General features: G+C 35.1%; 6 protein-coding genes. 5 read left to right on the top strand and 1 reads right to left on the bottom strand.

The features are described from left to right. Window positions 1-118: 118 nt before the first annotated feature. Window positions 119-802, bottom strand: coding sequence for a transposase (locus tag PBV87_RS18650; protein ID WP_271013319.1), 684 nt, complete (start codon window positions 800-802; stop codon window positions 119-121). A 744-nt stretch (window positions 803-1,546) separates the two neighbouring features. Here PBV87_RS18650 and PBV87_RS18645 point away from each other — a divergent pair. From PBV87_RS18645 to PBV87_RS18625, 5 genes are all read left to right on the top strand, one after another. Then, the gene (locus PBV87_RS18645) at window positions 1,547-2,356 is read left to right on the top strand and encodes a LysM peptidoglycan-binding domain-containing protein (RefSeq protein ID WP_271013318.1); all 810 of its coding nucleotides are present in this window, start codon (window positions 1,547-1,549) and stop codon (window positions 2,354-2,356) included. 97 nt (window positions 2,357-2,453) lie between these two features. After that, window positions 2,454-3,146 (top strand): response regulator, encoded by a 693-nt coding sequence (locus PBV87_RS18640; protein ID WP_053983050.1) that lies wholly within the window; start codon window positions 2,454-2,456, stop codon window positions 3,144-3,146. Between the two features lie 3 nt (window positions 3,147-3,149). Next, the gene (locus PBV87_RS18635; protein WP_271013317.1) at window positions 3,150-4,949 is read left to right on the top strand and encodes an ATP-binding protein; all 1,800 of its coding nucleotides are present in this window, start codon (window positions 3,150-3,152) and stop codon (window positions 4,947-4,949) included. A 112-nt stretch (window positions 4,950-5,061) separates the two neighbouring features. Beyond that, entirely contained in the window at window positions 5,062-5,679 is a 618-nt protein-coding gene (locus PBV87_RS18630; RefSeq protein WP_271013316.1) for a hypothetical protein, read from the top strand. A gap of 10 nt (window positions 5,680-5,689) precedes the next feature. Further along, window positions 5,690-7,072, top strand: coding sequence for a hypothetical protein (locus PBV87_RS18625; RefSeq protein WP_271013315.1), 1,383 nt, complete (start codon window positions 5,690-5,692; stop codon window positions 7,070-7,072). Window positions 7,073-7,203 lie beyond the last annotated feature (131 nt).

Here is a 7,203-nt window from a genome sequence, read left to right as displayed (position 1 = left end):
CACTTGTAATACGAAGATCTTGGAATGCCTGCAAGCTCACACAATTCAGAAATACTACATTCCCTTTCAGTATGTATTTTTCTTATAGCTACGTAGATAGATTCATTTTGAACTTGGCTTAAAACCGCCTCCTTTCTATTTCGTCTAGCTTTTTTAGGAATGCCATCTCTAATTCTTGTCTACGATTTTGTGCTTTTAAAAGTTTATTTTCAGCACGGAGCCTCTCAAGTTCAGTCATTTCATCTTTTGTTTTATTTTTCCCACGTTTATCAACTAACCCATCTATTCCTTTAGATTCATATTTCTTCACCCAAGAATAAACTTGTTGATAAGATACCTGATACTTATCTGCTGTTTCAGCATAATTATTTTGGTGTTCTATACAGTATTGAATGATTTCTACTCGCTCATCATAAGTTGTTTTTCGACCTTTAGTCATGATAGGTACTCCTCCTGTTCCAGAAGCTTTTAATTCTTCATGACTATTATACTTTATAATCCATCTACGGAGTTGAGTTGTTGAACGAATGCTGTATTTTTGACAAATTTCACGTAGTGAACCTACTCCTTTTAGATAATCCTTAACAGCTTTCAACTTAATGTTGGTGGTATAGATGTTATTCTTAGACGTTACAGTAATCCCATTAATACCACTAATTTGGTAATTTCTTAGCCAATCATGGATAGTTACATCACTACACCCTAACAATGTAGCAGTATGAAGTATAGAATCTTCCCCGCTTAAAATCCTGTCAATTGCCCATAATTTTTGCTTAGATGAAAATTTTGCTTTTCTTCCCATAAAAAATATGCCCCTCCTTAAGGCAGCAGTTTTATTATTTAAACTGTCTACCTTAAGGGGAGCATATCAACAAGTATTCTGTGCTTTTGTGTATATCCAGATTTTTGAATACAGGGAACAAAACTTGTCTTCTATACGTCTAAATCTATAGGATAGCCCCGAGTTAATCTTAGATCTTCTATTTTCCTTACCTCCGTAGCACATGGCAATTTAAGGTAGTAAAGTCATGAAGGAAAGTGAATCTAATATGGAAACTTCCTTGAAAGTTAGCTTACCATCTCTTATTTGTTACTTCTGTGGTAAAAGCGGAAAATTTTAGGGATAAGGCTTAGAAAGTATTGAAGGAGCTGTGTGTAATGGCTCATAGAGCTATTTTTGAATAGAATTTTTATTCTTTTCTACCTCCGCAGCACATGGCAATTTAAGGTAGTAAAGTCATGAAGGAAAGTGAATCTAATATGGAAATTTCCTTGAAGGTTAGCTTAGAACTTCTTAATGAAGATGATTTCATGGCAATTAGTGAGACTGTTTGAGCAGAGCGAGTTTCGAACGTTCATGAAAGCATCAAGTTTAGAAGTTCTTAGCTAGCATGAAGTAGAAGTTGAAATATTAGAGTTCACTTTCCCTTTACCGCCTACTCCCTTAAATTTCCCTCCAAAATTCTTTGATTTACCCCAAACAAACTGTTATCATTGTAGATAAAGGGGGATTTTTGTAACATGCTAATCACAGGAGGTATATCATATGAAACTCAGCAAAAAATCAAAAACAATTTATTTATCTAGTGCCAAGAGACGACGTTCGAAAGTAACGCCGAAAGGACTAGGACTAGGTATTGTGGGAGCCGGTATTATATTAGGAGTAGCCTTTGGATTCCTTCCAAATGCTTATCAAGTAAGCGTAGGCGGGGAGGTTATTGGCGTTGTAAGCAAGAAAGAATACATAGATACAGCACTTCAAACAGTAGAAAAGCAATTAGAAACTAAGTATAAGACAGATGTTGAAATAGAAGGCTTAGATGATCTTAAACGTGTACATGCCAAGAAGAAAGACATGATTGATCCAAATAACTTACCAACATATTTAAGAGAAAATATGGATGTGACAATCAAGTTCCAAAAGTTGATTGTAGATGGCGAAGAAGTGGCGGTTATTGAGTCACCAGCAACATTAAAGGAATTAGAAGATGAACTTAAAGAAGTTTATTTTAAAGATAAAGAAGTAAATGCCAAATTTACAAATGATGTTAAACTAGAAGAAGTGTACACAACAGAAGACAAACTTGTAGATATGGAAACGTTAGTGGATTTATGTAAGAAACGTCAAAGAAAAGAAGTAACTTATACAGTTCAGCAAGGTGATAGCCTTTGGGGTATTGCTAGCAAGTTTAACTTAACAGTTGATGACTTAATAGGTTCTAATGAAGGTTTAACAACAAATCTTAAAATAGGGCAAGAAATCAAAGCTAATGTACGTGTGCCTGTACTTGGGATGGAGATTGTAAAGGAAGAACCTAAAGAAGAATCAAAAGAAGAAGTGAAAGAAACTCCTTAATTTTTCCTTTTTACTTCATATGGGCTATTTGATATCATATAAATAAAGTATTACAGATGGTAGTCATCGGAAAGATATAGAAAGGCAGGGGAATAAAGTGGTACAAACGATTGCAGTTATAGAAGATGAACAAGCTATTTCCGACATTATTAAATATAATTTAGAGAAGGAAGGCTACAAAGTATGTGTAGCTTATGATGGAGAAGCTGGTATAAAGCTTATTGAATCTATTGACCCAGACCTTATTATACTAGACATTATGATGCCTAAAATGGATGGCCTAGAAGTATGTAGAAGAGTAAGAATGACAAAGGAAACACCAATTATTATGCTTACAGCACGCGCAGAAGAATTAGATAAGGTATTAGGCTTAGAGTTAGGGGCAGATGATTACATGACTAAGCCTTTTGGTATGCGTGAACTTGTAGCAAGAGTTAAAGCTAACTTAAGAAGAGGTGGCTTTGTAAGTGATGAGGTAGCAGTAGAGTCTAATCTTGTGCAAGAAGACAGCTTAGCGATAGACCTTAGTAAATACGAAGTAACCAAAAATGGCACAGTAGTAGACTTAACACTTAGAGAATATGAACTTCTTAGATTCTTAGCAACTCAAAAAGGTAAAGTCTTTTCTCGTGAGGCACTCCTTGAAAAAGTATGGGGATACGAATATTATGGAGATGTACGTACGGTAGATGTAACGGTGAGAAGGCTAAGAGAGAAGATAGAAGATGACCCATCTAAAGCAGCTTTTGTACTTACAAAGCGTGGAGTAGGTTATTACTTCAGAGGTTAGTTTATGAAGACGAGTATACAGTGGAAGATCGTAACGATCTATTTAAGTCTTGTTCTCGTTATCATGGTAGTGAGTGGAACACTCATTATCTATGATATCGAGAACACTTATTATGAAAAGTTAAAGAATGAGTTAGTAGATGCAGCAGAGATGATAGAAACACGTCTGGCTGTAGAGACGGACGAGCAGCTAGAAGAAAGTATTGACGAAGTAGAAAAGACCCTTTCAATGTTGGTGGCCCTTAATAAGCATGATATTTATATCTTAGATGCTACGGGACACCTTTTATTAGGTTCTACGTCTAAGTATGCTATAGGGCAATTAGTTCCATCTAAGCAGGTTATTCCCAAAGTAATTGATAAGAAACAAGCTGTCACTTTGGATTGGCCCAACTTTGCAAGCCAAGATGGGGGGCCAGAATATGTAGAGCATGCTAGGCCTATTATGGATAAAAATACAGGAGATCTTTTAGCTATTATTTATGTAATGGCAGATGCATCAGATATTTATAACAATGTATTTAATGCCATGAAGACTATTAGTTTGGCATCGATGGTAGCGATGGCCATTGCTGCCTTATTTAGTGCTATATTTGCAAGGATGATAACAGTACCTATCAAGCAACTTACCAAGAGTTCTAAGCAACTTGCGGAAGGTTCATTTAGCCGTATTCCGATTTATTCAACAGATGAGATAGGCCAGTTGACACAAAGTTTCAACTATATGGCAACAGAGCTTAGTCGTACGATGGGAGCAATCTCTAGTGAAAAAAGTAAGTTAGAAAAGATTCTTCAAAATATGGCAGATGGTGTTATGGCTTTTAATAGACAAGGCGTGCTTATTCATGCCAATCCTGTTTGTTCAGAAATCTTAGGAGAGAATCGTATTGATCATCGTTTTGATTTTATTTTCCCTAAGTTTGGTGTAGATGTATCTTTTGATCAGTTAATGAAAAATGAAGAACGAGAAAACATCAAAGCAGACGAAGGCATTATGATGGAGATAGAAGAGCGCTATTATAATCTCCACTTCGCACCGTATTCCAATAGTTTAGGTGAAAGCGAAGGGCTTGTTGTAGTTATGCAAGATGTAACAAATCAGCAAAAGTTAGACCAAATGCGTAAAGAGTTCGTAGCAAATGTGTCTCATGAGTTACGTACACCTCTTACTACAGTTAAGAGTTATACGGAGACCCTCTTAGATGGTGCTATTGATGACCGTGAAATTGCTGTACAATTCTTAAGAGTTATGGAAAAAGAAGCAGATCGTATGACCAACTTAGTCAAAGACCTTCTAGAACTTTCACGTATTGATAACAAACAAATGCAACTGGATTTAAGAGCCATTGATTTTAGATCTATTGTTGAAGATACTTTAGAAGCACAAAAGATTCATATAGAAAAGAAAGGGCATCGCTTAATCTATGAAGCAAACCCAGAACTAGATTATATAATGATGGGAGATAGTGCTAGAATCAGACAGATCCTTCACAATATACTATCCAATGCAATAAAATATAGTATAGATACTGGTACCATTACGGTTAAACTCTATAAAAATAAAGATTGGATTACTTTGCAAGTGCAAGATACAGGTATTGGAATCGCTAAACCGGATTTAGCGCGTATTTTTGAACGTTTCTTCCGTGTAGATAAGGCAAGATCTAGAAGTCAAGGCGGTACAGGTTTAGGACTATCAATCGTAAAAGAGATGGTAGAGCTTCATGATGGAACCATTCATATTACGAGTAAAGTAGGAAAAGGGACAACAGTTACCGTGCAATTTAAACCATACACAAGTTAAAAATTACTTGTAAGGCAAACGTTATTAAATTGTAACATAATTGTAAAATAAATATTGTATAATATAGGAAGGAAAACTATAAGTACAATAAATTCAAGAAAGGGGGTTCCACATGAATAAGATGAAATATATTACAAGTATACTAGTTTTAGGAGCAACACTTATGGCGCCAACAGCATTGATGGCATCAGAAGTAAAAGCTGATACAACTAAAAATGTGAACACAACTGCAACAAATGAAGTAGCTATTGTTAAAGAGGGTTCACAAACAAGTACGTCATCCGCTATTACCTTTAAAAAAGATGAATATGTGAGAATCACCCAGTCCCTTAACAAAGAGAAGATCCAGACTTTTGATAGTCAGATTAACATCATGGGTGAAGCGCGCACAGGTACAAAAATTGAGATTATTGTCTATACAGGTGAAAAGATGGATACTCCAGCTCCAACCGAGACAAATAGTTATAAAGTGTACAAAGTGAAAGAAGTCGGTGCAACTAAGATGTTTAGTCAGCTTATTGACCTTTCTGAAGGAACAAATCATGTCATCATCAAATACACTTATGAACTAGATGATAAAAAAGGCAGTCAGTCTATAATCATTGAGAGAAAAACAGAAGTGGAAAAAGAAAAGATTAAAACTTTTATTGCAGATGATGCAAGTGGTATTCTAGGGAAAATTAATGAGCCTGCGGCTAAAACAACACCAGCAGTTGTAACTAAAGAATGATGGTGAGACAATGGATAAAGGCAAAGAGCATATCAAACTGATTTTACTAAGTTGCCTTATTGTTGCAACAGTTATACAGACAGCGCTATTATGGCTTGGCAGTATGTCAAGCCATAATTTTTTAAAGAAAAATATGGACTATGAACCTATTATGCCTATGAATATCTGGGTTGTTGAAGCTGGGAACAACGATACAGGTCTTTCAAATTCTTTAGCATTTTATCTAGGTGATACAACAGGAAATGAGAAAAAGGATTACAAAAGGCTTATAAGTGAGTTCAAAAAGGTAGTCTATGAATATGAAGAAGAGAAATCTCTTACAAAGTTAGAGGGGATACCATGGGGTAAGCTCTTAAGTATGCCAAGCATTGTACTTGAGTATGAGATTCCTTTAGGACTAGATAGTATTAGTGGAATAAGTGGTATAAGTTCATTGGTAGATAAGATCGATTATGTCTTTATGTATTCTAAGAATAAGTTCCAAAAAGAAGCAAGTTTATGCCTAGTCAATTCTAAGGAAGACTATTATTATGAACTAAGCGTAGTAGGGAATTTTCAAGATATTGAAAAGGTATATGGAGCAGTTACAGAAGATGATTTAACTAAGAACATTACAACTTACCAACCAAGTGCCACAATAGAAAACTTGCAAATAAAAGGAAATGTCTTCCTACCTACCAGTAGTCAGGAGACATTAGTCACTTATCCTATATTAAATATTTATAACCCTATTGATTTAACAAAAGAAGAAGGGGATCAAGTTTTAGAAACTAGGATTAATGATTTCTTTATAAGCCCTCTGGTTAAAGAAAAGGATATCTATGAAGATGGATCGGTTGTTTATACTGAGCCTAAAAAGACTATTGTAACGTATAATCCTTTAGGTACTATTGAGTATTTAAACTTAGATCCTAAGCAAACTCAAAATGTAACCAATCTCCTTCAAGGTTATAACAAGGTCTTAGATTTTATAGAGCAAGCTGAATGTGTTTCTAAGCAGACAGCAGAAAATCTTTATTTATCTAATATTGTTCAAGAAGGACAAAAAATTACGTATTACTTTGATTTAAGCCATGATGGATACCGGATTCAGATGGAAGACAGTTTGAAGAAGCAATTAGGGATTACTTCTTATTTAGAAGTATCCATTAAAGGCAATGATTTTGTGAGTATGAAGGTATGTACATTAGAGATTTATTCTGATTGGCAGACTGAAACATTCAAATCTCATTACTTAGAACCAATGGATAATATGTATAGCTTATTAATGGAACAAGGCATAGAAGACTTTGCATTAGATCGCTTAGAACTTGTCTATTTAGTGAAAGATTTTAAGCATCCGATTAAGCTCGCTTGGGGCGTTATTTATAAACAAAGGTGGTATTATCCATAATAAGGCAAAGTGTAATGCTTCACTTTGCCTTATATTTATGATAGGATAGGGAAGTTGTTACCTATCCTATAAAGGGTGCAAGGGAAGTATTCCCTAACTTTTTATAGTATATAAAGTGAGGAGTGGCACGG

Origin of the sequence: Holtiella tumoricola, assembly GCF_027857615.1 — a bacterium.
Taxonomy (GTDB): domain Bacteria; phylum Bacillota; class Clostridia; order Lachnospirales; family Cellulosilyticaceae; genus Holtiella; species Holtiella tumoricola.
The sequence above is the reverse complement of the archived record's forward strand: the minus strand, read 5'-3'. Positions and strand labels throughout refer to the sequence as shown.

Bases quoted from the DNA above. Each gene is read 5' to 3' on its own strand.
- PBV87_RS18650 (WP_271013319.1), bottom strand. From the start codon at position 802: ATGGGAAGAAAAGCAAAATTTTCATCTAAGCAAAAATTATGGGCAATT.
- PBV87_RS18645 (WP_271013318.1), top strand. From the start codon at position 1,547: ATGAAACTCAGCAAAAAATCAAAAACAATTTATTTATCTAGTGCCAAG.
- PBV87_RS18635 (WP_271013317.1), top strand. From the start codon at position 3,150: ATGAAGACGAGTATACAGTGGAAGATCGTAACGATCTATTTAAGTCTT.
- PBV87_RS18630 (WP_271013316.1), top strand. From the start codon at position 5,062: ATGAATAAGATGAAATATATTACAAGTATACTAGTTTTAGGAGCAACA.
- PBV87_RS18625 (WP_271013315.1), top strand. From the start codon at position 5,690: ATGGATAAAGGCAAAGAGCATATCAAACTGATTTTACTAAGTTGCCTT.